The sequence below is a fragment of the Variovorax sp. NFACC27 genome, from assembly GCF_048301545.1.
Taxonomy (GTDB): domain Bacteria; phylum Pseudomonadota; class Gammaproteobacteria; order Burkholderiales; family Burkholderiaceae_C; genus Variovorax; species Variovorax gossypii.
Genome location: NZ_CP157613.1, coordinates 4,182,048 through 4,205,360, shown reverse-complemented (window position 1 = coordinate 4,205,360; position 23,313 = coordinate 4,182,048). Strand labels below are relative to the sequence as shown.

The 23,313-nt window shown below is 62.0% G+C and carries 15 protein-coding genes; 9 read left to right on the top strand and 6 right to left on the bottom strand.

The genetic code is table 11. The annotated features are described in order from the left end of the window. Positions 1 to 40 precede the first annotated feature (40 nt). From ABL840_RS19640 to ABL840_RS19625, 4 genes are all read left to right on the top strand, one after another. Positions 41 to 1,033, top strand: coding sequence for a DUF3616 domain-containing protein (locus ABL840_RS19640; RefSeq protein ID WP_143043044.1), 993 nt, complete (start codon positions 41 to 43; stop codon positions 1,031 to 1,033). Positions 1,034 to 1,098: 65 nt separating this feature from the next. Continuing rightward, on the top strand, positions 1,099 to 1,851 hold the full coding sequence (locus tag ABL840_RS19635) for a glycoside hydrolase family 25 protein (protein WP_176947677.1): 753 nt from the start codon (positions 1,099 to 1,101) through the stop codon (positions 1,849 to 1,851). A 158-nt stretch (positions 1,852 to 2,009) separates the two neighbouring features. Then, positions 2,010 to 4,514 (top strand): hypothetical protein, encoded by a 2,505-nt coding sequence (locus ABL840_RS19630; protein WP_093206068.1) that lies wholly within the window; start codon positions 2,010 to 2,012, stop codon positions 4,512 to 4,514. Further along, entirely contained in the window at positions 4,511 to 6,157 is a 1,647-nt protein-coding gene (locus tag ABL840_RS19625; protein ID WP_093429426.1) for a hypothetical protein, read from the top strand. Before ABL840_RS19630 ends, ABL840_RS19625 begins: the two co-directional genes overlap by 4 nt. Positions 6,158 to 6,528: 371 nt before the next feature. Here ABL840_RS19625 and ABL840_RS19620 read toward each other — a convergent pair whose 3' ends face one another. Continuing rightward, a complete protein-coding gene (locus ABL840_RS19620) occupies positions 6,529 to 7,320 on the bottom strand; it encodes a hypothetical protein (protein ID WP_418115935.1) in 792 nt (263 codons plus the stop codon). 164 nt (positions 7,321 to 7,484) lie between these two features. On the opposite strand from ABL840_RS19620, the gene ABL840_RS19615 reads away from it, so the two are divergent. The 5 genes from ABL840_RS19615 (at position 7,485) to ABL840_RS19595 (ending at position 11,531) form a co-directional block, all read left to right on the top strand. Next, on the top strand, positions 7,485 to 8,150 hold the full coding sequence (locus ABL840_RS19615) for a hypothetical protein (protein WP_093307864.1): 666 nt from the start codon (positions 7,485 to 7,487) through the stop codon (positions 8,148 to 8,150). Positions 8,151 to 8,552: 402 nt separating this feature from the next. After that, on the top strand, positions 8,553 to 9,080 hold the full coding sequence (locus ABL840_RS19610; protein WP_418115934.1) for a transposase: 528 nt from the start codon (positions 8,553 to 8,555) through the stop codon (positions 9,078 to 9,080). Next, entirely contained in the window at positions 9,056 to 9,406 is a 351-nt protein-coding gene (gene tnpB / locus ABL840_RS19605; RefSeq protein ID WP_093308108.1) for an IS66 family insertion sequence element accessory protein TnpB, read from the top strand. Before ABL840_RS19610 ends, tnpB begins: the two co-directional genes overlap by 25 nt. Before the next feature lie 17 nt (positions 9,407 to 9,423). Beyond that, positions 9,424 to 11,010, top strand: coding sequence for an IS66 family transposase (gene tnpC, locus ABL840_RS19600; RefSeq protein ID WP_093308107.1), 1,587 nt, complete (start codon positions 9,424 to 9,426; stop codon positions 11,008 to 11,010). A gap of 92 nt (positions 11,011 to 11,102) precedes the next feature. Continuing rightward, positions 11,103 to 11,531 carry a hypothetical protein gene (locus tag ABL840_RS19595; RefSeq protein ID WP_093429438.1) on the top strand — a complete coding sequence of 143 codons (429 nt, stop codon included), beginning with the start codon at positions 11,103 to 11,105 and terminating at the stop codon, positions 11,529 to 11,531. Positions 11,532 to 11,735: 204 nt separating this feature from the next. Here the strand turns inward: ABL840_RS19595 and ABL840_RS19590 are convergent, their stop codons facing one another. The 5 genes from ABL840_RS19590 to ABL840_RS19570 form a co-directional block, all read right to left on the bottom strand. Then, positions 11,736 to 14,306 carry a hypothetical protein gene (locus ABL840_RS19590; RefSeq protein WP_143043059.1) on the bottom strand — a complete coding sequence of 857 codons (2,571 nt, stop codon included), beginning with the start codon at positions 14,304 to 14,306 and terminating at the stop codon, positions 11,736 to 11,738. Then, positions 14,303 to 15,556 (bottom strand): hypothetical protein, encoded by a 1,254-nt coding sequence (locus ABL840_RS19585; protein ID WP_093429437.1) that lies wholly within the window; start codon positions 15,554 to 15,556, stop codon positions 14,303 to 14,305. The genes ABL840_RS19590 and ABL840_RS19585 overlap by 4 nt, the downstream gene beginning before the upstream one ends. Positions 15,557 to 15,885: 329 nt before the next feature. Further along, positions 15,886 to 17,088, bottom strand: a complete 1,203-nt coding sequence (locus ABL840_RS19580; RefSeq protein ID WP_093307956.1) for a Druantia anti-phage system protein DruA — start codon at positions 17,086 to 17,088, stop codon at positions 15,886 to 15,888. Continuing rightward, positions 17,085 to 22,343: a DEAD/DEAH box helicase gene (locus ABL840_RS19575; RefSeq protein ID WP_093307955.1), complete on the bottom strand. Its 5,259-nt coding sequence runs from the start codon at positions 22,341 to 22,343 to the stop codon at positions 17,085 to 17,087. Before ABL840_RS19575 ends, ABL840_RS19580 begins: the two co-directional genes overlap by 4 nt. Continuing rightward, positions 22,336 to 23,301 carry a hypothetical protein gene (locus tag ABL840_RS19570; RefSeq protein ID WP_143043058.1) on the bottom strand — a complete coding sequence of 322 codons (966 nt, stop codon included), beginning with the start codon at positions 23,299 to 23,301 and terminating at the stop codon, positions 22,336 to 22,338. The genes ABL840_RS19575 and ABL840_RS19570 overlap by 8 nt, the downstream gene beginning before the upstream one ends. Between the last annotated feature and the right edge of the window lie 12 nt (positions 23,302 to 23,313).

Sequence of the window (23,313 nt, the reverse complement as noted above, 5' to 3'; positions counted from 1 at the left end):
TTGATCGGAGGAGAACGTGCCAGGAACAAGGACATATGCCATGCCAGCTTCACGGCTTCTTGGAGCGGTGCTGCTGGCATTCGCTGCCGCGACCGCTCAGGCGGAGACCACGCGCTACGTCGGCATGTGCGACGCGTCGGCGGCCGTCGGCCTCGGCTCCGATCATTTCGTCGTGGGCGACGACGAAAAGCACGTCTTGAATGTGTACCGTGTCGGCGAGCCTGCCGCTGTGAGCCAGGTGGACCTTGGGGCCTATCTCGGTGCCATCACGAGTTCTGGGGAGGCCGAGGAGATCGATATCGAGGGTGCTGCCCGGATAGGCGATCGGATCTACTGGATCGCCTCTCACGGCAGCAACGCAAAGGGGCAGCCGCAGCCTGCACGGCGCAGGTTCTTCGCGACAGCCGCGGTCGAGCACGTCTCGGTGCCGACCGCTCGGCCGCTCGGGACGCCACCCTACGCCCACCTGCTGGACAAAGCGCTGGCAGATCCCAGGATCGCGCCGCTGCTTGAGCGTGCGTCCAGGCTCGACCCTGAATCGGAGGAGGGGTTGAGCATCGAGGGTCTGGCGGCGGCACCGGGCGGAGGGTTGATGATCGGCTTGCGCAACCCCCGACCCCACGGGCAGGCGCTTGTCCTGCCTTTGCGCAACCCTGCAGCAGTGCTGGACAACGGGGCGGATCCCGTGTTCGGCGACGTGATCCGGCTGGATCTCGGCAAGCGCGGCATCCGCAGCCTGGAGTGGAGCGGCACCGAGTATCTGATCGTGGGCGGGCCGCACGGAGACCGCAGCAAGGACCCCAACGCTCTGAGCTTCGAACTCTTCAGATGGAGCGGCCCCGGGGCGCAACCGGTGCTGGTGCCGCAGCGCAAGTTTGCCGACCTTCATCCCGAGGCGCTGTTCAGGGTCAACGGCAATGGCCGCTGGTACGTGCTCAGCGACGACGGCGATATTCCCGTGGGAGACAGGAAATGCAAGAGCAAGAAGGTGCCGGACGAGAAGAAGGGCTTTCGGGGAACTTATCTGGACTGACCCGCGGCCCCCGTCACGGCTGGTGTATCGGCTCTGGGTATCGACATGCAGGAAGGACGGACATCATGAAACCACATCGCCTGACAGGCGCTTTCTTGCTGGCACTGTGCGTGGGCGCCGCTGTGGCTGGTCTTACGGATGCGGCCCACGCCGGCGAATTCGATCGGCCGTGGCGGGAGGAGAGCACCGCGCTGGTCATCGATCCCTATGCGGACAATCCCATCGTGTGGGACAAGCTGCAGACGGAAAAGCGCGTCGTCGCCATCATTCACAAGTCGACCATCGGGACCTCCCGCATCGATGGCAAGTACTTCGCCCGCAAGGCAGAGGCCAAGCAAAGAGGGTACCTCTGGGGCTCCTACCACTGGGGGCTGGCGGGTGACCCCGAGCGGCAGGCCGAGCACTACATCAACACCGTCAAGCCGGGGCCCGACGAACTGATTGCGCTGGACCTCGAGGATGCAACGTCTCACACGTTGATGAATGCGGACGAGGCACTGAGGTTCATTCGTCGCGTCAAGCAGTTAACCGGGCGCTATCCGGTTCTCTACACGAATCATGCGAGTGCCAAGCTCATCTCGAGCAAGTTCAAGAGCACCGAGTTTGCGCAGACTCCGCTCTGGTATGCGCGCTTCAAGGCGAGCGTCACCGATTTTCCCAAGGGGGTCTGGCCCACCTATGCGCTGTGGCAGTTTTCCAGTGAGATCCTGCCGCAGTTCCCGGTCAAGGGAACCAAGTCGGACATGGACGTCAATGTCTACAACGGAACCATCGAGGAACTGAAGGCCAGGTGGCCGCTCACCAAGGCCGTTCCATGAGTACTGTGCAGCTTGAGGGTTGCTTCCGGCGGGCCAGGTCGGAAGTGCCGGAGGAGGGGCGCGCCTGCGGTCCTCGGCCTGTGAGTGCGGCAGGGCTTTGGCGGCGGCACCATCTGGGTGACGAGGGCAGCTACGGTCCGCGGGAGTAAAGGAAAAAGATGCAGCACAACCTGGTCGGTGTCTTGCGCGAACTGAAGCCGCGCAGGGCGCTTTTCACGACCTACACGTTCAATCCGGCCTTCTTCGAAGCCACCATCCTGCAAGCTGCGTTCCGGCCCGACGGATGTCAAATCCATGTGCTGGTCGACGACGGACCGCTGGCGGCATCGGCTATTGGCTCGTATGCGCAGCACATCGGCTCGCGCTATGCCGTGGCGCCCGTGCGCGCTCCCGGCGGCGGAATCTTTCATCCCAAGATCGCACTGCTGGAGAACGATGACCGCCAGGTGCTGTGCGTCGGCAGCGGCAATCTCACCGCCTCTGGTCTGGCGCATCAGCTGGAATGCCTCGACATCACGGATCTTGCCGCGGAGCCCGTCGTTGCTGGGCAACTCCGGTCTTTCCTGCGAGCGCTTGCCGAGCGCTGCGGCTCGACGTCCCCGCGTGCGGCCGACATGCTGGTCTCGGCAGCGGATTCGGTGCGTGGCGAAGAGCCCCCGAGTGACCGGTTGCGACGAGGTGCGACCTTGATCCATACACTGGAGCGTACTGCCGCTGTGCAAATGGAAGAACTGCTGCGCCGTGATGGGCAACGAGCCCGCGTGCTCACCGTCCTGGCGCCGTTCCACTCCAAGGATGGCGCAGCGGTGCGCGCGCTCCGTCAGGCGGTAGACGCTCCCGAGCTGCACATTGCCCACCTGGGCACGGTCGCCTGCAACGCGCAAGCCTATGGCGATGCCGCCTCCTATGTGGTGCCGCGCGATCACCGAAAGGGTTCACCGCTTCATGCCAAGGTGTTCGAATTCGAGACGGACGACGGTGCGCTGGTGGTCAGCGGTTCCGTCAACGCGACCCGCCAGAGCCTTCAATCCACGCAGAACGTCGAAGTCAGCCTCGCGCGCTGGACAACCGTTTCTCCCTTCGAGTGGCAGCCCTGCGAGCCTGACCAGTTCGTGCCGCAGGTGCAGGTCTTCGAGCCGCGCCGCGTCTGGACGATGGAGGCCGTGCTGCTGGGCAGCAGCCGGCTGGAGGCGCTCGTTCTGGGCCAAGGCGCGACACAGGCGCAGGTCGATTGGGTGCTGGCGAGAGCCTCCGGCGAAGTCGAGCGCGGCTGTGCGACGCTGGATGCCAAGGGCCTGCTGAGGATGGATCTCTCGGCGCCTGTCGGAGCGGCTCACGAGGGCCTGACGCTGCATGTACGCGGATCGTCGGGCATCGAGGCGCGTGCCTGGGTGAACGACCAGCGCGCGCTGCGGGCCGTTCGCAACGGCGTCCGGCTCGGCGGGCGCGCTCCGGGTGGCGAGCCAGCGGCTTCCGACTATCGCTTCGCCACCGAGCTGATCCTGCGTGCGCTGGGGGGCCAGCCCATCCACGGGCCGGTGCGCACCGGCGCCAGGCAGCCGGAAGCTGCACAGGTGCAGGGTGAAGCACTCGATGAAGCGTTCAACTACGAGGACTGGCTGCGGTCAGGCCGGCTGCGAACAGCACCCGGCGCAACGCTGGGCCGACGCACGGGCGCATTCCTCGCCCGGGTGCTCGACCTTCTGTTTCCTCATCCCGTCAGCGGGAGCGAGAACGAAAGCGGCGACGCGGAGGCCAACGGCATTGCACTGGACGATGCAAACCCGGCCGATGAAGACGGCGAGCGACGCCAGGGCCAGATGCCATCGCCTCCAAGGCCGCAGCCGGCGCGCACACCGCAGGCTGAGGCGGAGCGGGCGCAGCTGCTCAAGGCCTGCCAGGCTGTGCGGGAGGCGTTCGAAGAAGGGCGCGAAGGAATCGGCTCGGCGGATTTGCTTGTCCTGGCAGTTTGCTCGCTGGACATGGAGCGTGCCCAGCAGCAGTTTCTGATGCATGCCGCTGGAGAGCCAAGCGCATTCGACGGGCATCGCGTCCTGCTGCTCTGGCTGGACTGCGTCAGCCGCTACGACTTTGCGACTGAGATTCGAGAGGACTTGCTGCCGGTGGCATGCGCTGTCGCCGCCGCCGCTGCCGCCATTCCGCCGCGTGCCGATCCCCTGGAGCGCCATCTGTCGCAGCTGCGCGATGCCGTCTGTCGCCTGGCGGCCCGGCCGCTTGCGCATGACGAGGTGCAGGAACTCGTGGCACGGGGCATGCGCGAGGAACTCATGCTGCGGATGGACCGCCGTTTCCGTGCAGCAGCGATGGCGAGCACGGCGGACGTGGCGCAAGCCGAGCCGCTCGACGGGCTGTTGCTGCGTGCGATCGGACTGCCTGCCGACCCGCTCGTGCCGGCGTCCATGGCGCCCATGCTTTCGGCGCTGGACCGGTGGTCCGATCGTTCGCGTGGCTTCGAGGTGCTGAGGCCGGCCCAGGTGCGCGCGGGCGGATGTCCCATCTGCTACCTACAGTTCAATCGCACGGAGCGCAGAGACCTCGCGTACCGGCGCTGGATGCTGCACGGAAAGGAGCGGCAACATGTGCTGCTCTATCCCGACGACGTCGACCGGTTCCGCCAGACCAGCGAGAGGACAAAGCCATGATCGAATGGAACGGCACCCGCTATGCCGAACCACTGGAACTCATGCACGGCCAGGGTGATCCCCTGGACCTCGCTTCCACGAACGAGAGGCTCTACAACACAGTGTTCCCTGGTTTCAACAACGTGGTGCGCTACATCTGCGTGTATTCAGCGCTGTGCTGGATGGCGCTGCAGGTGCAGCGGCACCTGGAGTCCGCACTGGGCCTGAGCAAGCCGGCGGCCGAGGAACTCCAACTGCTGGCCATGGAGAAGATGGAGCTGGCGCTGCTCTGGGCCAACGGTCTGGAGGCGGAGCTGGCAGGAAAGACCCGGCCCTTCGCCGCGAACGGCAAGCTCCAGAAGCTGACCATGGACCAGTGGGACATGAACGCGCGCCTCATGTCGGCGCCTCAGTACCTGCCCAGCATGACCAACGGCCTGAAGTTTCTGGACGACCAGTGGATCTGCACGGACCGGGGACGGTTGCTGGCCGATGCCTTCGAGCAAAAGATGGGCGGGCCCCAGGCCCACCGGTGGCTGCGGGACGTGACCTGCCTAGAGGCCAAGGCGGAGCAGGTCGGTCGCGCCGAGCCGGCGCTGTCGGTGCTCACACAACCTAGCCACCAAGAGCAGCAGGCCTTCCTGGCATCGTTCTTCCCCGAAGATCCACGCAAAACCGGGAAGATCCGGGACCCGCGGGACCTGCAGCGGTGGGAAAGTCTGCATCTGGTGCTGCATACCCTTGGGCAGCTCGCTGGAGGTGGCCATGCTCTGGATGAGCAGTCTCTGCGCGCCGCGATGACAAGTGGTGTGACACCCGCGGGTCAAGCCGTGACGCGGCCTGGCCTGGAGAAATGCCAGGCCCTCTGGGCCGTTTTGCAGGTCCGTCTGCTGCAGCGGATGGCGCTCGAAACCCTGCTCGCCTTCGTCATCGATTGGGTCAGCGCGCATGATCGCTCGGGCCGTCGCGTGACCGACTGCGCCGATGCCGTCGGCCTCGTGGTGGGGCAGAGCTTCGCCGAAGCCGGATTTGTCACGTGCGGGGATCTGCACGCAAGCTTGATGCGCTCGCAGGGCGGTCGGGCGACGCTTTCGCTCGCGGCCGCGACCACGGGAGACGACGCGTCGGACCTGTTCTTCTACCTTGGGGAACTGGCAAAGCTCAAAGCCGCCCTGTGGCACGAACGTCCCGGCGACTGGCTGCGGCTTGCGGTCACGGCCTTGGCGGTCTGTGCCGTCGAGACCGAAAACTTCCTTCAGCCGCAGCTCGCGCATGCCGCTGCACTGCGTTCAGTCCCGTCCGAACGGACCTCCCTTGTGGCGCTGCATGCGTCGTTCGCACGCTTCCAGAATCAACCCTTGTCCAGCTGGACTCGCGAGCTGGTCACGGACTGGGTGTTCTCGCGATATGGCGAAGCGGCCTCGCAGCGCGCCATGGCAAACGGCGGAAAGCTGCGGTTCGACTTCATCGAAGGAGAGTACGGTCTGGAGCTCGGCCCACCGCGTACGCGGCCGTTTCAGGCGACGTGGCAGGCCGACAAGCTGTACACGGCGCTCGTGCTGCTGGAGCAGTGCGGTCTGATCCATCGCGGTGCGGCAGGCTGGCAACTGACATCGGCCGGTCAGCGCCGCTTGCAGCGGTACCGTGGCTCTTCGATGGCCTGAGATCCAGCCTTCCGGGAGATCCAGGACCATGCGGCTGTATGACCATGTCGTCCCGCCCTCGCGACCTCGGACGCGTCATGCGATATCGGTTGTCGCGCAATCGCTGGCGGCATGCACACCGGCATCACCGCATGTGTGATGCGCTTGCCATCATCGCGCCGACCTGCCGGCGCGAGCCGCATCCGTTGAATCCGTACGCGGAGCACGAGGAATTCGACGGGAAATGCCGAGCGACGGACTTGGAGCGCAGCCTCGGGCCGGCTGTCATTGCGATGCAAGGGCACCGCGCCGCGACGACTGCATTGTAAGAAGCGGAGCAACCTCTCAGTCACGTCCTCGAGCCTCGCTGCAGACACAGGGTGGAAAAAGGCTCATGGCATCCTGGGGACTGCACCCATTGCCCCTGGGCAGTGAAACACCGTGCCCGTGTCTACGGGGGCTTCGGGCCACCGCTGCACAGGGAGCCCGTGAAAATTGATGCGGACCATGGCTTCGTCCTCGATGGCAGAAGATAGCAATGGATCCAGGCGGTCATACGGAATGCACCATTCGGGCGGCTCATCCAGAACGAAGAAGAAGCTCAAGGGATAGAACTTCAGCAGGCTGAATACTGCGAAGGCATTCCAATAGTGCAAGCTCAGTCCTGCACCCTTCACGAGCACTTGGTCGTTGTAGGGGTAGATCCAGTAATACAGCTTGAGACCGGCCGGGAATGCCGTACTTTCGTCGAGAAAGTAGTTCGTCAGCTCATCCATCATGGTGCCGGCTCTGTGTTCGCCGACGCCGTGCGCCAGGAGATGCCCCACGACACTTCTGACCAGCCGATTCACCTTCGATGGGACGTACATCGTCGGGGGAAGATGCAAGGCCGATTCAAGATACGAGCGAATCTCCCGGGTAAACGAAATGAGTGTCGGGTCGTAGTGGATTCCGAGGCGTTCGTTGTTGCACTTGGCGCAAAGGGTGCGGAATTTCACCCCGTTCTGGGAAATGCGTCCTGACTTCTTGGGCCTCTCGACGCCGAGCAGGTCGGTGAGGTTGAGCATCACGACCTGGCTCAGTCGGGACACACCTTTGGGTGGAATGTGATCTTCGGTCAACGCTTGCGTGATTCCGCAGATGTTGCATGGACCAATCCTCGCTCCTCGGGTGATGATGCGCATCCGCCCAGTGTCCCCCAGAATTGCCTCGGGCTGCGTCGTCGGTGCAAGGAGCGATGCGCGCATCGGTGCGCCCGGGATGCCGCAAGCATGGGGGGTTGGCACTGCTCCCTTCATCGCCAGAACATGGGATGGCGGAAGAGTAACCAAAGATTACATTCAACCGCATGAAGCTGCTCCTCCAACCCCGGTTCGTGCTCGTGCTCTGCGCCATCATGCTGACGACCGCCTGCGGGCGGGCGACGCTCCCGGCGCTACCTTACCCAGCGGTCCAAAGCTCCAGCCTGTTGAATCAGTATCTGCTTGCGCTGCGTGCGGCAGAGAAAAGGCAGATCGCCTACCCCGACGAGCCGCTGTGGCTGCGCGACGAAGGCGGCAGGAGCGTCGACACGGTCCTGAATGCGGACAATGCGGCAATGGTGTTTTACGGGCTCTCTCACGGCGCCGGCAACGAGCGCATCATGAGCGAAGTCCTGAACTCGCTGGCGCCGATGCTTCAGCGCTACGAAGCGGCTTTCGCAAAGAGTCAGGGCAAGTGGTACCAGGACGAGTATGTCGAGACGATCGGCGTGCAGCTCGCTATGTTGTCTGCATTCCAGCCAAGGCTCACGAGCATCCTGCCCGGTCCGCAAGAGATGGTTCCCACGAGTCTGTCCACGCCCGTTCCTGCCGCGGTTTCGGACAGCGCTCAGCAACTCCTGCAGTTCTACAAGGCGTCGCAAGTCGCATTCAAAGACAAGATCATCGCGAGTGCCACCGAGCTCGCAAACTCGGATCGGCTGAAGGCACCGTCAAGACAGAGACTCAAAGTGCTTCTCGACAGATATCGCTAGTGGCTCGCCATAGTGGCGGGGCAGCACGGGAAAGATGGATCGCTGCTTCCAGCAGTGGTGCTTGTGCCCATTGCAGGCCCCGCCTGCACCGGGCGATCTCTCGAGTAGGCAGTTGCTCACGCAATACCCAACGTCTAATGATACTCAGTGTTGCCACGTCAATCACTCCTGTGTTCCTGCCGCTAAAAGCAGCAGGTTAGGGTTACTACGTGGGTCAGTTTTAGATGGAAATTGGAGTGAACCCCTGCGGCTGGACCACCGAGAGTCAGATCTAAGCCGCTTGCTGGACCAGTTGATCTTCGAACGCGTTGGGTGGTACGCGGTCAATTAATCACGCCCTTGTTCAGTGAACGATGAGCTGTGAGGCTACGTGCCCATGTAGAGCAACATGGACATGTAGACATGACAGAGCAGTACGCAGAGTTGAGAGGCCGGCTGGTTGTGGGGCGCAAGAGTGACGGTCGCAGCGTCTACGACGAGGCCGCCAAGAAGGAGTTGATCGTTGCCTGCCTGAAGCAAGGAGTTTCGGTGGCACGCATGGCGATGGAGCACGGTGTCAACACGAACTTGCTGAGAACGTGGATCACGGCCTACCAGCGACGAAGCGCTCAGGTATCAGCGGGCGACATCGCGCGAGCGCAGGATGCGCCATTCGTTGCCGTACACGTAGAGGGCGAACAAGATCCGAGTGAACGAGTGCCTCAGCGCGAGTGTGCGGTGACGGTTCCCGCGGTCGCCCACACACCAGCTACGGCGGTGGCGGTGATCTCGGATGAAGGCCCCTTGGCAGCACCGCCCCCGATGGTCGGATTGCAGGTGCGACTGCCCAACGGCGTGCAGCTCGATCTCGGTGAGACGACTTTGAAGGAATTGCCCACGCTCGTGCAGATGCTGAGCCGACTGCCATGTTCCGCTTCGACGAAGGGCTGAAGGTCTACCTGCACCGCGAGCCCGTGGACTTCCGGCTGAACATCAACGGCCTGGCCGTGTTGGTGGAGCAGGCGCTGGGCTTGGACCCGTTCGCCTCCTGCGCATATGTATTCAGCAATCGCCGACGCGACCGAGTGAAGATCCTGGGTTGGGAGCGCAACGGCTTCTGGCTGTTGCTCAAACGCCTGGAGAAGGACAGATTCATCTGGCCCTCGGCCGAGGCGGTTCCCACGCTGACGCCCGAGCAGCTGCACTGGTTGCTGGAAGGCATCGACATCGCGGTGGTGCGACGCCACCATCATCGGCGCTACACCAGCGTGGCCTGAAGGAACGATGATGAGGCATGCCGATCCAATCGGGCGTGTCGTCGCCTGCCACCATCACCGCTGAAGAACTCGCCGCGCTCATTGCTGAGCGCGATGCGTTGGCCGGCGCGCTTCGAGTGGCGACTACCGAGCGCGACCTCGCGCTGGAGCGGCTGAAGGCGCTGCAGCGTCAGCTGTTCGCGGCCAAGAGCGAAGCCCGCGGCACGGACCAGAAGGACCTGTTCCTCAACGAGGCCGAGGCACTCGCCCCCACCGATCAGACGCCGCAGGCCGAGGTCGAAGACATCGACGAAGAGGAGTCGACACCGGTCGCTGGGCATCAGCGCAAGAAGCGTGGACGCAAGCCACTGGACCCCGCGCTGCCGCGCGAGATCGTGCGCCACGAGCTGCCCGAGGCCGAGCGTGTGTGCGCACATGACGGGCACGCGCTGGTGGAGATCGGCGCCGAGATCAGCGAACAGATGGACGTCATACCCGAGCAGGTGCGCGTGCTGCAGCACCACCGCATCAAGTACGCCTGTCCCTGCTGCGATCAGAGCCTGAAGGTTGCACCGACGCCGGCGCGCATCATCCCGCGCGGGCTGCTCACCGAGCAGGCGCAGGCCTGGGTCATCACCGGCAAGTACCAGTTCGGCATGCCGCTGTATCGCACGGCCGTATTGCTACGCCGCTTCGGGGGCGACATCGCGAGCAACACGCTGGCTTCGGGCATCGTGCGCGTCGGCCAGGCTGTGCAGCCGGTCATCAACCTGCTGCGCGACCACCTGCTCGACTCGGACCTGATCTACGGCGATGAGACCACGGTCCAGGTGCTCAAGGAGCCGGGACGCAAGGCCCAGACGAAGAGTTTTATGTGGGCGCAGATGAACGGCACCGGTCCACCAGTGCGGCTGTTCGCCTACGCGCCGGGGCGCGGCGCCGTGCATGCCGAGAAGCTGTATGCCGGCATCCGCCCCGGGACCACGCTCATGAGCGATGGCTACGAGGTCTACAACGGCATCGCGAAGGCCGGCGGTCTTACGCATCTGGGATGCTGGGTTCATGCACGTCGACCGCTGATCAAGGCCGAGGACGCTATCCCGAAGGCGGCGCGCTCGCCTGATCAGATCGCGACCCGGCTCGTGCGGCTGATTGCCAAGCTGTATCGTGCGGAGACCTTGGCCAAGGACTGGACGCCCGCGCGCCGGCTGCGGCTGCGCTCGCGCTACAGCGCCGCCGTTGTGCGCGAGATCGAACGGCTGCTGCTCACGCACCTGCACGCCGTTGCACCATCGAGCCTGCTGGGCGAAGCGCTGCACTACCTGCACGGGCAGTGGCCCAAGCTCGTGCGGTTCCTGGACAACGGCACCTGGCCGCTGGACTCCAACCCGGTGGAGAACGCGATCCGCCCCTTCGTTGTTGGAAGGAAGGCATGGTTGTTCGCCGACACCGTCGGCGGCGCCAATGCGAGCGCCAATCTCTACTCGCTGATCGAAACGGCCAAGGCCAACAACGTCGAGCCCTACCGCTACCTCGTCGCCTTGTTCAAGAAACTGCCGCTGGCGCAGACGGTCGACGACTACGAGGCGCTGCTGCCCTGGAACATCGAGCTCGACGCACTTTAGACCGCGCTGCGCACGTCGCTTCCGGCACCACGCGCAAGGGCGTGGTTTATTGACGGCTTACGGTCGGACGGCATGAGCCGGCGGCGCGTTTTGTGATCGTTGCGTCGGATGGTGACTACGATCCGGCGATCGTGCATGCGCGATCGAAAGGTCAGCGGGTCGAGCGCGTGGAGGACTTGGGGCCAACGCCCGCCCGAGCCCGATCCCTGTCTGCTCAGCAGACGCCGTCATTGCCGTCGAAGATCGCGACGGACTCTCCGGTTGTCGAATCTGCTCGGTCTGCCACGAGGAACAAGAAATCGAAATCGATCGACCAGATCTATTTGGAGATCCTCAAGGACTTCAAAAACGCAGGGAAACCCAAGACGTTGACCTCATTAGAGAAGAGAATTCAATGGCGCTTTGGACCTGAACCCGCGCCGGAGAAAGTGGCCGATGTGTTGGCGGCTCTCGAAAGGGAGGGGGAAATCAAGATTGCCGAGGGGACGATACAGTACCGGGATTGCGTAGTTCTGAACTGAGAGGCCGGTGTAGACTGATCACAGACGGTCAAGCCCTACGGTTGTCTGACAGCTAGTGTGCACAGAGCGGACGGTCATGCCACGGGTGGGCTCGCACGCAATGCCTTTTATCGACGCGTGTCGATGACAGCATGCCTTGTCAACTAGTGCATGGCGAACGAGTTCCTAACGCTTCCAGACTTGCATGTCCGCCTCTGAGTGGAGTCAAGTCCGACCCGGCGTGTGTGCGACTTGAAGTGCCGCCAAGATGATTGCCGCCTCTGCGACAGGTAATGTCCTCAAGTAGCTAAGAACACGGGATCTCGCGGGTTTCCAGAGTCTGGCAAACCACTCGGCCGGCTCTTTCGCGTCATCAACCTCGTCGAACCATACTTCGGCTTCGCTCTCTTGAATAAACTGGGGAATACGGTCAAGGTATACCCGCAACGATATCGACTCCACCACTGCTGGGAGGGGCAGGGCTACCATAGCGTCTGCCATTGATACCACTATCCTGGTCGGAAAGCTTTGATCTTGGAGTCCGGCCAAACGGCGCAACACCGAGTCGACCAGCGTCCTCGCATAGACATCGAACGGCGAAAGATTCGCATCCAAAATTGCTAAAGCTGTTGGAGCTCCGCCAAGAGCAGCTCGAACGGTGTAGTCATCGGTCTCACCAAAACCACATTCGAGCACCGTACCGGGTTGCTCTCCCTCGCCAACCCACGCCTCAGCGGCTATTCTTCCCGCAAGACCATTGACAATCAGCATGAGCCCGCATTCGCGAGCCATCACTCCCACCGCTTCAATCGCGCGCGCCGCTTTCGGCATTATCCCAAAAGCTCGTAGCGTCTCTGTTATCGGTCCATGCCCACCAATCGATGGACGAACGATGGATGCTGCGCACCGGCGGTCTGTGGGGCTTAGCCTTGATGAGGCAACTTCGGCCACCGGTGATGGAGCCGGCCGTTCGATTAGTTCATCTATCAGTGTTTTAAATACAGCTACTTCCCCGAGCGTGCCCACCGCATCAGCCCGTGCCCTATCAAAAGCGCCACGAATCGTCTTTGCGATCGTTGGAGCAATTGCCTTTTGCTCCTTTTCCGCCTGCCGCCGCAGTTCCAAAAGTTCGGCCTGCTTCTGTTCCAGTTGCTGAACGCTTTTGCGGAGCTGCTCCTTCTGCGCAACGAGCACATCCACCTTCGCTTCCACCAGCTTGTCGACCTGTGCGCCGATCCGCGGATCGCGCATGATCTCTTCCAGCAAAACAGACATTGCCCCTTCGTGCTCTTCGATGGTGGCAAGTTCCGCACGCAATCGTGCTGCGCGCTCGGAACCAAGCTTTGGACTGCCGGATGCGATCAGATCCTGCAGCTTTCTTGTCAGCGCTCTTGTGGGCTTGTCGGTATCCCAGTATTCACCCGCAAATAGCTTGCGCAGACTCGACGCAAGCGCTTCGCACTCATACAACTCAGATGGTGGCAGCGGCCCCGGAACAAAGGCTCGCCCTTCGAAACGAAATGCCGATAGCGTGCGCCAGCAAGGTAGGCCGGCGTCGAATCCCTCGTCCCGAGCCAAGTCCTTGCCCGGGGGACAACCGATGATCAGTTGATCGCGCAGCAGGAATAGCAAAGGCATGACGACCATTCCGCGTTCCCCGAACGCGTGCTTTATGTACTCCCGAACCGCATCGTGGTTGGATGAGTCGAAAGGTACATCGCGGACTTCATAGACCGGGGTTTTTTCAGACGCGATGTGGAAGTTCGTGCGATGCCCTGTGTTGGAGCCCTTGTTTTCGGCAACCCGCCAGATGCCAATTTCGCCGCGCTTGGGCTGCCGCGGGATGTCTCGCACCCCTGGGAAGGCTATCAGGTCGCCTGACGAATAGAAGAGCTTTTCGCGATATGCGTTGCTTGACAGGTCAAGCCAGGATCCATCTGCCGCTCGAATCGCGGACGGATGCAAGAAAACCTTCGTCTCCGGAAAGTCTCGTGTGCAGACGGCGAGAACCTCATCTCGATCAAAATCGAAGCTGAAGGCATCGTCGGGACGAGTGAAGTTCAGCATCTGCAGACCGCTCGCCGCTCCGCTGGAGCGCGCGGAGTTTCTCCGGGTAACGTATTCGGCGAGCAAGGCTCGCGCTGCTTGCTGATGATCAAGGGCCTCCATCGCTACCCGGGCATCTTCGTAGCGGTCACTGCGCACCGCCTGAACACCGGCTACGAATGCTGCCGTCGGTGGGGGTAAGGACGATAAGAACTCATCCGGATCTCGTCCTTCGGCGAGGGCTACGATCGTCCGGCCAAGGGCCTCCGAGAGAGCATCGCAACTCTGCACGCTCGCCGATGGAGTCGACGCTTCCTTTACTTCAGGCGGTTCGACCGCTGCTCCTGCTTGCGCAGGGCGGAGGAACGACATGAGATCGGCAGGCTGAGTACTTGAAAAAAGGTGCACGAGGCACGAGCGAGCGAGCCGTTTCGCCTCGTCCTCCGGTGGGCTCTCTCCCGCCTCTTCGTACAGCCTCAAATCCTCCAGCAACTTCTCGACTGGCTTCGGATCGAGCATCTTCAGATTTTCGCTAAACCACTTTTGGACAACTCGATCGGTCGCTTCAGGCATTCCCTGAGCCAGCATTCGAATACGTGCAGGCTTGCCATGTGGAGGATTCTGTACTTTGGCACCCTTCTGAACCAGTTGTAGCCGAGTCTCCGCGAAAAAGCGCCGAAGCTCGTCGTCATCGGCGCCCCATTCGAGCAACTGCGCGAATCGTCTTCTATCTATCCCCAGATAGGTCATAGCTCTTCGTCTCCCTCCGTCCGATTGCGCTGTTGATGCCTGGCCGCCCGGATGTAAGGTATCAGGCGGCTCGTCATGATGGGCCCGAGGCGATACAAGTTTTCCGGGCTGGGGTTGGAGAGATAGCGCTTGACGTTACCAGCTCCTTCGGCGCCGTAGTCTCGAACTACCAATTGCTCAATCCAGCGATTTACGCTGATCGGACGCGTTTGGCGTGCCGCAGGCTTAGCGACGACGTTCTCTTCGGATGTTTGCAGCGAAGCGGGCACGATGCCACGAAGTTCCCCAAAACTTCCCGCGTACAGGTGTTTTGCTGATCCGCCTGGTAGCGAAAGCCGTGTCTCTTCAAGGACCCAACCATCGTTCAAGTGCGCGAGATGTGCCGCGATCCGAGCACTGCCGCAGTCGACGTTGACAGTGCGTGCAGCGAGTGTTTGTGCGTCAAGCGGCGCATCGGCACAAAGGTCCCACGAGAGATCCTCGCTAACAACACTGACTCCGGCGGGACAAAACAACTCGCAGGGTTCGACCCGGAAGATCACCTGCTCCCTCCCGTCGATCGCGATGGTGTATTCACATGCGTCCGCCCACAGCCCCTCCGCCCGGACCCATTCATCCCCGTGCCTGCTGATGTCTGTTGCCACCGTACCGGTTGATGTCGTCACGGAGATTTCACCGCTTCCGCTTCTGCGAAGGAGCAGTGACTCAGGTGGCACGGGGTACACATATGCCCCACCGATTTCGACGTGGTGTGGCAGGGGGTCAACCACATAGAGCCGCGGTCGCGGGCTGCGAATGCGATGCCCCAAGAACTCGGCAATCCCTCTAGGTAAGTCTGGCTTCGATCCAACGAAGGCCGAGGGCAGCGCAAGTTCGTAACTGTGCCAGCCGCCGAATTTTCCTTCCGGCTTCCAACTTAGAACCAAACCGAGCTCCAGCGGTGGAGCGATTTCAAGCAGCGAGAGCAGGCGATAGCGTGCTCCCCACTCCAACTGTTCGTCGCTGAAGATGAAGCGTCCACCCTTCTCGTCGGCATAGAAGAGATTGCGATCCGCGGCAAATGCGCCGACTTGTCCCGCGAGCTCGGCAGCAAGCGGCAGGAGATCTCCAAACCCGGCGATGGTCGCCAATGGGACCTGCGGCACCATAGGTACGAGGCGCGCAGCGGAGAGATCGGTAAGCTGGTAGGTGCGGTGCCCGAGGCCCGACTGGACTTCCACCCGCCCCACGGCGGTTTCCCCAAGATTCATGGGGGGGATTCGCAGCCATAGCGTCAGCGATGTCCGTCCCGCCTCAGCGGCCAGGAACAGTCCACAGCTCAATGACTCCCTCTTCCATTGGCTTGGCGGCACTTGGACGCCCGTCCCCAATCCCATCAGGCCAGCACTGCCTTGGGTAGGAAAGTAGTTGTCGCAGTTGGGGTTGGCGCGATGACTGTAGTGCGCAAAGTGCGGCCGGCGCTCTCCGCCTGCGCGCCGACGCACGGGCTCGCCGCAGGATGGGCATGTCAAACCGAACCCCGACATGCCGCCTCGCCATGCCGGCACATCATTGCCCAGATGATCGCGTGCCCAGTCCACTATGCGACCTGTTCGCTGCGCTTGCGCTTGAGATGCGCATCGGTGCCGTCGAGCTCCCGAAGAAACTGCTCACTGCGCCACGCCCGAAACTCAGGCATTCGCTCTGCTCGTGGAATGACCCAGCGCTCCTTAGCGGCCTCTCCCATCTGCTCTACCGTCGGTAAGCCATCGTACCTAGCGCGCTTGTGCTCTCCCCGGAGAAACTGGAGGGCGTTGCTTGCGAGCGAGCAGAAGAACACCTCTCGCACGAGGCCATGCTTTGCCATGTCTGGGTCAAGACCCAGAAGTCCGAGCGCTTTGCGTATTAGCCTAAGCCGATAGTTAGGCCCTTGCCCGTAACCGTGCGAGTCGGCGTAGTGATGGCCGACCGACCGGAGATGCTCCCGCAAGTCATCGAACAGTTCGTCAGAAATATGGAAATGACCCCAGCCCGAGGTCGAACCGATTGGGCTGAAGATCGGCTGGTGGTCGATTTTCAGGCGGTTATACAAAGACGAGCGCCCGAGTGCTGAAGTCGTCGTGACCGCGACGAGCTTGGCATGCTTGGTTTGCCCCGAGATCACGCCAACGGAGTCGTGGTACTTAGCTTTAAAGGTGTCGACGACATCCTGGCTACGAATAAGTGACGCGACTACCTTGCCGCCGAGCAACATGTTGTATGGCGGCACAGCTCCGAGCGCGTAGGCATCCATGAGGTTCACCATCGCGTCTACCCGACGATGATGGTCCCAGCCGATGAATTCATCCCGGGCTCGCAGGTTAAACACGGCGTCTCCCAATGCGAACAAACCGATGAGTTTCTGGTGATGCTCATCCCAGACCAAGAATCTCAACCGCCGGCCGTAGCCTTCGGAGATCGGTATCCTCCAGTAGTAGCTTGCGAATCGAAAAAGATCGCTTTGCCATGTGCCGGAGCGGACGACTTCAATGCGTGGACGAATGCGGTCGACATTTAGTTCAGCCCCTGAAGCGAAGTGCTGGCTCAGGTGCTTAGATCGCTCGACGATCCATTTGCGATTTTCTTCAAGGCGAGAGTCCCGCTGATGCGCATGCATATCGCGGTAGCTCTGTTTGTCAAGTTTGGGAGGTATCAGCGTACCGTCGGCGGCCTTCAAAAATCCGAGCCGCTTGAAATGAGCACGAATCTTCCGCTTTAGCCGAGCCTCTTCACCCGGAATCGCTATGACTACGCCCTTCTTCACGCGATCTCTCCATAGGCACCAGGCAAGTCACGCCCAAGTTCAAACGCCGAGAACGCAAAGCGCCGTGCTCCCGGCGCGAAGCCGTAGTGAGCCGGATGGACCAGTGACGGGAATGAGAAGAGCAGCGCGCTTCGACCCTGATGTGTGAACGTATAGGGAGCTTCACGCGAAGGATCTTCAGACCAGCCTGCGAGCAGCATCATGTCCTTCAATGGCTGTAGCGTGGCCCGTTGCTCATCATGTGATGGCACTGCCGGTACGATTCCATCGCGCGCGTAGCGCAGCAGGTCAAGCGCCAGGCGCCGATCCAGTATCGAGTGATGGAAACGATTCGCATAGTGACGCAGGCACTTGTCGCAAGAGGCCGAGCACGTGCAATGGCTCAGCAGAGCCTCAGCTCTCGTCATAACCGTCTCAAAGATTTCCCCTGCCTGGGTCGCATAGCCAGCACCGCCGGACAGCGTGTCGTACACGAAGATGTCGGCAAAATGCTCATCACGCACGCGTGCGAACCGGAAGCCTGCGTTGATTTCGCGGATGTCGATGTCCAGTTCCTGGCTTATGCCAAGCACGAAGGCCTCGGCGAGCGATTGCAGCGCGCCTGAAATGGGCTCGCGTTCGGTCGTTCGTATGGGGTCGAAACGGAGCGGCCTCGACAAAGGAAGCCGCACGATCAGCACATCGGATGCGAAGCCATAGCCAAGGTACACCTGTTCGAACTGTCCCGTGCAGCGTCCTGTCCCGCGCGTCGAAAGGTAGTAGTCGCGCTCATGCGGGCCGACGCGCTGCGGATCGGATGCCGCTTTTCCGCAACGATTGCAAATTAGGAAGCCAGGATACTGGCCGGCATCTTCTTCTCCCTTATTGACCATCACGAGCTGCTGATCGCGTGCGAACCCTATTTCGCAGTTTTCACCCAACTTCCGCAGGTCGAACGCAGGGCTTCCAGCCGGCACGGACAGTTGTGCGCTCGTGGCATTCGTGAAGGTCTGCTCATCGTCGAACTCATCGACCTCCCCGCGCCCTTCGGGAAAGACGACCTGCGGTTCGATGACCGATGCAGCCTGCAGCACGGCAGTGCCGCAAAGTGGGCATTGCTCATTTGCCTGAGTCGTTATGCTGAAGCCGGAGGTGTACTCGCATTCCGGGCAATGAACGTAGTAACGGCGCTCGTCGAACAGTCGCTCAGCCCGATCGACGACGGCGGTCGAGCCGTTTGCGGCGACCGTTCCAACGCGGTAGGTCTTCTTGTCGACAACGACAAGGCGACCGGGTGCATATTCAGACAGCGCGACATGCAGCCCTTGTTGAGGGCGCTGAAGGATCTTCGGCTGCGTGAAGTTTCCGCGTCTCTCCAGCCCTTCGATTTGCAGTGCGCACAAGTCGCGTGGGAAGGCATAGGACGGCAGGAAGCCCTTGGCAAAGAGGAACTCAATTAGCCTCTCCTCTGCGGGGTCCAACTCATGGACATCTTTTGGTTGCACTCTCTGCAGCCCTGCGATGAATTCGCTCGCTACATCAACAGGCGACTTGCTGAACGATGCCGGCAACCACTGACCCATGGCGGTGTAACAAGCTTGTGCCGCCTGAGAACCTGAAAGCCACTCGGCGAACGCAGGCAGGCTGAACGGGCCTGTGCCGCCATAGAAATCCATCGTCTCACCCAGTACCGAAAACACGTCTCCACTCGCGGAGTTCAACGGCTGCGAGTGGAAATACGCTTGAATGAGTTGGGCACGGATGTGCCGCTCAACGATTTTGGGATTCGCGATATCGATACCAGGCAGAGTCGGCTCACCGGAGATGATCGGCTCGGGATTTCCGAAATAGTGGTTGTCGTGAGGACTGTTCTGAGCATAGGTGACGACAGTCGATACGGCCGAGCCCCTTCGCCCAGCGCGTCCGGCGCGCTGTTGGTAGTTTTGTCGCAGCGGCGGCACGTTGCGCAGCCCCACCGCGACCAGGGAGCCGATGTCGATGCCGACCTCCATCGTTGTCGTGCTGCTGAGCACGTCAATTGACGTGTCGCTGCGCTCGACCAGAATGTCCCGGAAGCGGCGCTCGAATTCCTCGATCGTTGTCGTGGAATCGTCCACGTCCCGGTAAGAGAGCTGAGCAGTATGTTCTTCCACCGATAGGTTAAATGGGCTCGCCTTTCCCTCCAGGATGTCGTTAACCGGATCTCGGAAGAACGCCTTGCGGGCGCGCAGATACTGGGTCGCCCCGGGGCGAACGGCGGTCACTCCATCAGCTAGACAGTTGGGACAGTGTCCCCACCACTCGACCGGCGATACAGTGGCGCATCGCCCGCATTGATACCAATCGTGCTGTTCCGACGCGAGTTCGAGGGCGAGTCGTCCCGGGACGACGAAGAAGCCGGGACGCCCCGGATGAGCCTGGCAAAGGGCTGCAGTCAGCGTATCGAAGATCAGGTCAAGGTCCGGCAAGCGGGCACGCAAGAACGCCTGCTGTCTCGCCGAGAAGCCGCCGTTCCGGTCCAGGCCTCCGCCGATAGGATAGCCTGCGGCCTGTGACCTGACGCCTTGGGGCAGGTCCGCATCCACTGCGAAGTCGCTTGCAAAGCTTTGAATCCATGCAGTCCACACGGCACGCAAGCGCGCCTCGTCGATGCCTGGCAGCTCCGCGAGAATCTGCCGACGTACCCGACTGATGGGAATGACATGCGCCAGCGTCAGCGCACTCAGTGAGTAAAACGGCGACCCCAGATGTCGCAGAAGGAGCGAGGAGAATCGCGGCGGTTTGGCCGGGGGTGACTCTTCGAGCGCATCGCGAAGCTCTCCCAGATAGTGGCGACGATGATCAAGCACATCTCGCTGCAACCGCTCGCGGTCGGCGCCGTCGAACAACAGTAAAGCGTTCTTGGCAAGCACGTGCAGGAGGGCAACGTATATGTGATCGCCGAGCGTGGCTTCGCGCCCGAGTGCGCGCAGTTCCCTGGAGGCGAGGAGCAGCAACTGCCGGAACACATCGTTCTCAATTTCGCGCGGGATGTCTCGCGCCAGGCGTGCTGCCTTTTGCCGTCCGTCGGAGAAGAGCAGCGATTTGCGGCCGCCATTGGGGGAGCTATCGGTTTTTCGCTGCGTAATTGGCTGTAGTTCGACCTGCGTGCGGATCAACTGTGCGAACGGTGCTTCACCCTTCGTCGCCAGATCCATGATCTTGGTCGAGCCGGCCCGCCAACGGCGCGTGCACACAGGGCACTCGCGGTTGAAGGACAGCGCCTGCTGTCCAGAAATCGGCACGGGACCGTCTGGCCGGACGAGCGCAAGGTATTGGTCAAGTTCCGCTTCGGCAGGCGGTGCCTGAACGAGTCTCCCAGTGGTCGTGTGTAGCCACATTTGAGAGCCTTCCATTCGCCCCGTTGTACCGGCTGCGCGGCGGTCAACTTCAACCAGGAAATGCGCCTCCATCAGCCCGCCCGCTCCCCATAGGCCGCTGGAGGGCTGGTGCCAGAGGAACATTCCGAACTGGTCCTGAACGTATCCTCGAATGAATGCCGCTCCGCAATCGCGATGCGTCAGCACCTCGTACACGCGAGCGCCGCACTCGCATCGGAGCATCGGCTCCGAATAGAGCTTTCCGAGCCGCCCCGAAGAAACCGAAGAATCCCTTGCACTGCAGCGCGCATCGGCGCAGGCATAGATGCCCGCGATCCCGCGGAAGAACAAGTGGGCGCGCACTGGGGCGAACACGCGTCCACTATCTCGCTCTTTGGCGAACGACATGAGGGCCAGCGTTGCCTCTATTGCCCCCTCGGCATCGAGCGCTCCGGGAAACGCCAAGGTTGCGACGGCCCGCAGCTTCTGCGGATGTGCCGTCGCCAAGTTCGCAACGAGTGCGGCCGGGCCAAACGACTGGAGCCATTGATAAACGGCCTGTCGAAGTGCAGCCTGATTGCCCCCGGGGGGCTTCTCAGCTTCTTGACCCAGTGCAACTAGCAGCGCGCCGACCCCCTCTATCGCCTTGCTCGGATTGATCGCGGAATCGTGCAGGGCCGCGATGTCGAATCGTGCCAAGGCGGCCGCTTCTTCTCGCGTGGCCGGTCTTTCCCCTGACTTCGTCAGTTGCTCGCCTCGGATGAGCGTGAACTCGCGCTGACCGGCGTTAAGACCGCTCAGATCGGCGGCGAAAGACTTCATCCGTGTGATCGCCTCGGCCGACTTGCCAAGGCTTGCGCTGGTCAGGATGTACCGCACTCGGTCCCGACCGACACCAAGGCGCGAATGAAGCCTCCGAAGGAGGTACGCAACTTCGGCGCCCCCCGAGCCGCGATACATGTGAGCCTCGTCGAGCACGACGGTGAAATAGTTCGATTGGTCGGCAGCCAGCCACGCCGCCGTTTGATCAAACATGCTCCGCTCGATCGGCCGCAGCAGCATGTACTCCAACATCGAGTAGTTGGTGACGAGCAGGTCAGGGCAACGGGCCTGCATCTCGCCGCGCGACAGCATTTCCGAGTCATTGGCGCCTGTAGCGAAGGAGGAAGCCACGAAGGCATCAAGATCCTTGACCGGCCACTTGCCTTCCCGGTCGAGCCGCTCCCTGGCCTCCGGGGGAAGGTCGACATAAGCATGCTGTACCAATGGCCGCAGGCGCGATTGATCGCGTGCCCTGCTCGTCACGCCGGGATACGGGGTTCGGCTCGTGTACATCCCGAACGTTGCGCGGCCGGGCCGCCTGCCGCGAATGTGTTCAGCAACGTCTTGCTGGCCCATTAGACGCCGCAGCCGCGAAAGCTGATCGTTGACCAGTGCATTCATCGGATAGAGCAGCAGCGCCCGGCAGCCGGGCTTCAGCCACGAATCTGGCCGCTCGGAGGACTCGACGGCGAGCGATCCGAGGATGGGCATGAGAAAACACTCGGTCTTGCCGGAGCCGGTGCCGGTGGCGACGATGATCTCTTCACCACGACCAAGGAACGATTCAAGCGCGTCCGCTTGGTGTTTGTAGGGCCGCTCGGGAATTCCGGTTCCGGCCTGCCCGGCAGCAAGCTCGAGCACGGCCTTGGCTGTCGCAGGAATCTGCATCTCGGCGTAAGTGTTCCCCGCGACGTAGAAGGGTGTCGCCTCGATACGGGGCTCCTGAAATGTGACGCCCTCGGCCTCCAGAAGCCGTTTTCGTCCTTCAATCAGACTTTCATTCCAGATGTGATACTGCGCTTCCAAATACCGATGCAATGTCCCCTTCATCCCATCAAAGACAGCGCGGGCAGAGTAAGTCTTGGGGTCACTCATGGTGTTTTGTCTCGCAACTGAGTTCTTGTAGGGCTTCTAGTAGTATCGGCACATAGGCCGGGACACAACATGTCCAGACGCGCCCGAACGATCTTGGATCTGCTTCGCAGAGCGCGACGAGCAGGCGTCTCACGGATCGTGGCGGAGCCACCGGCAAGGAAATCGAAGTCGTACCCGGGATAGCTGTAATGGTGGCCGTCAATGGCTGGCTCTGCAGAGCGGCGAGTCCGCATTGAACCCGGGCCGCGTCGAGGACCGCGGGTCCCTCCAGAAACTCCGTGCCCGCCTCGTGCTTCCCCAGGAAATAGCGATAGCGCGTCGCGCCAGTTCGTGCACGGAAAAGCCCGACGCCGCGCCATTCGCATGGAGGACTGTTCCCCACCGAAACCCAGACCGGCTCGCGACGCCTTCCGCCAGCCTGCCGGACAGCGAAAACCTGCAAGTTGTCAGCGACAACCGACGGCGCAAGTTGCTTCATTGCCGAATTGATGGCGGACTGCGTCCACGCGCGTGCATCGCTTCCGTCGCTACCCCGCCAAGCCGCCTGCGATTGCCTGGGCAACGCCGCAGTGCTGGCACGATTTATCACGCGTCCCGCCCCGGCCCGCCGCAAGCCGGCAAAGTGCCGCTGTAGCTCCGATGTGGGTTGAGGTCCGACCAAGAGATGGCAATCGGGGGCGAGCTCAACAGCGCGGACGGGAGCAGCCGTCCAATATCCGCCGCCCAATGGCTCGGCCTCGCGCAGGAACTGCATGGTTCCGAGGGCGACCTCCATTGACGGCGCCAAGCCCGCTCGCTCGAACAAGCTGTGAAGCTTCGCAACGTGCGTTTCGCGCGCGGCGTCAGCAGCCATGAAGGTCGCCGCGCAAAGCGCGCCACGGGCAAACTCAAGCGGATCGAGTGCTGGCACAACGGGCAGGCTCGAATTGAGGGACGTGGAGGTCGCGCGAACGTTCATGGGTGTCCCTGA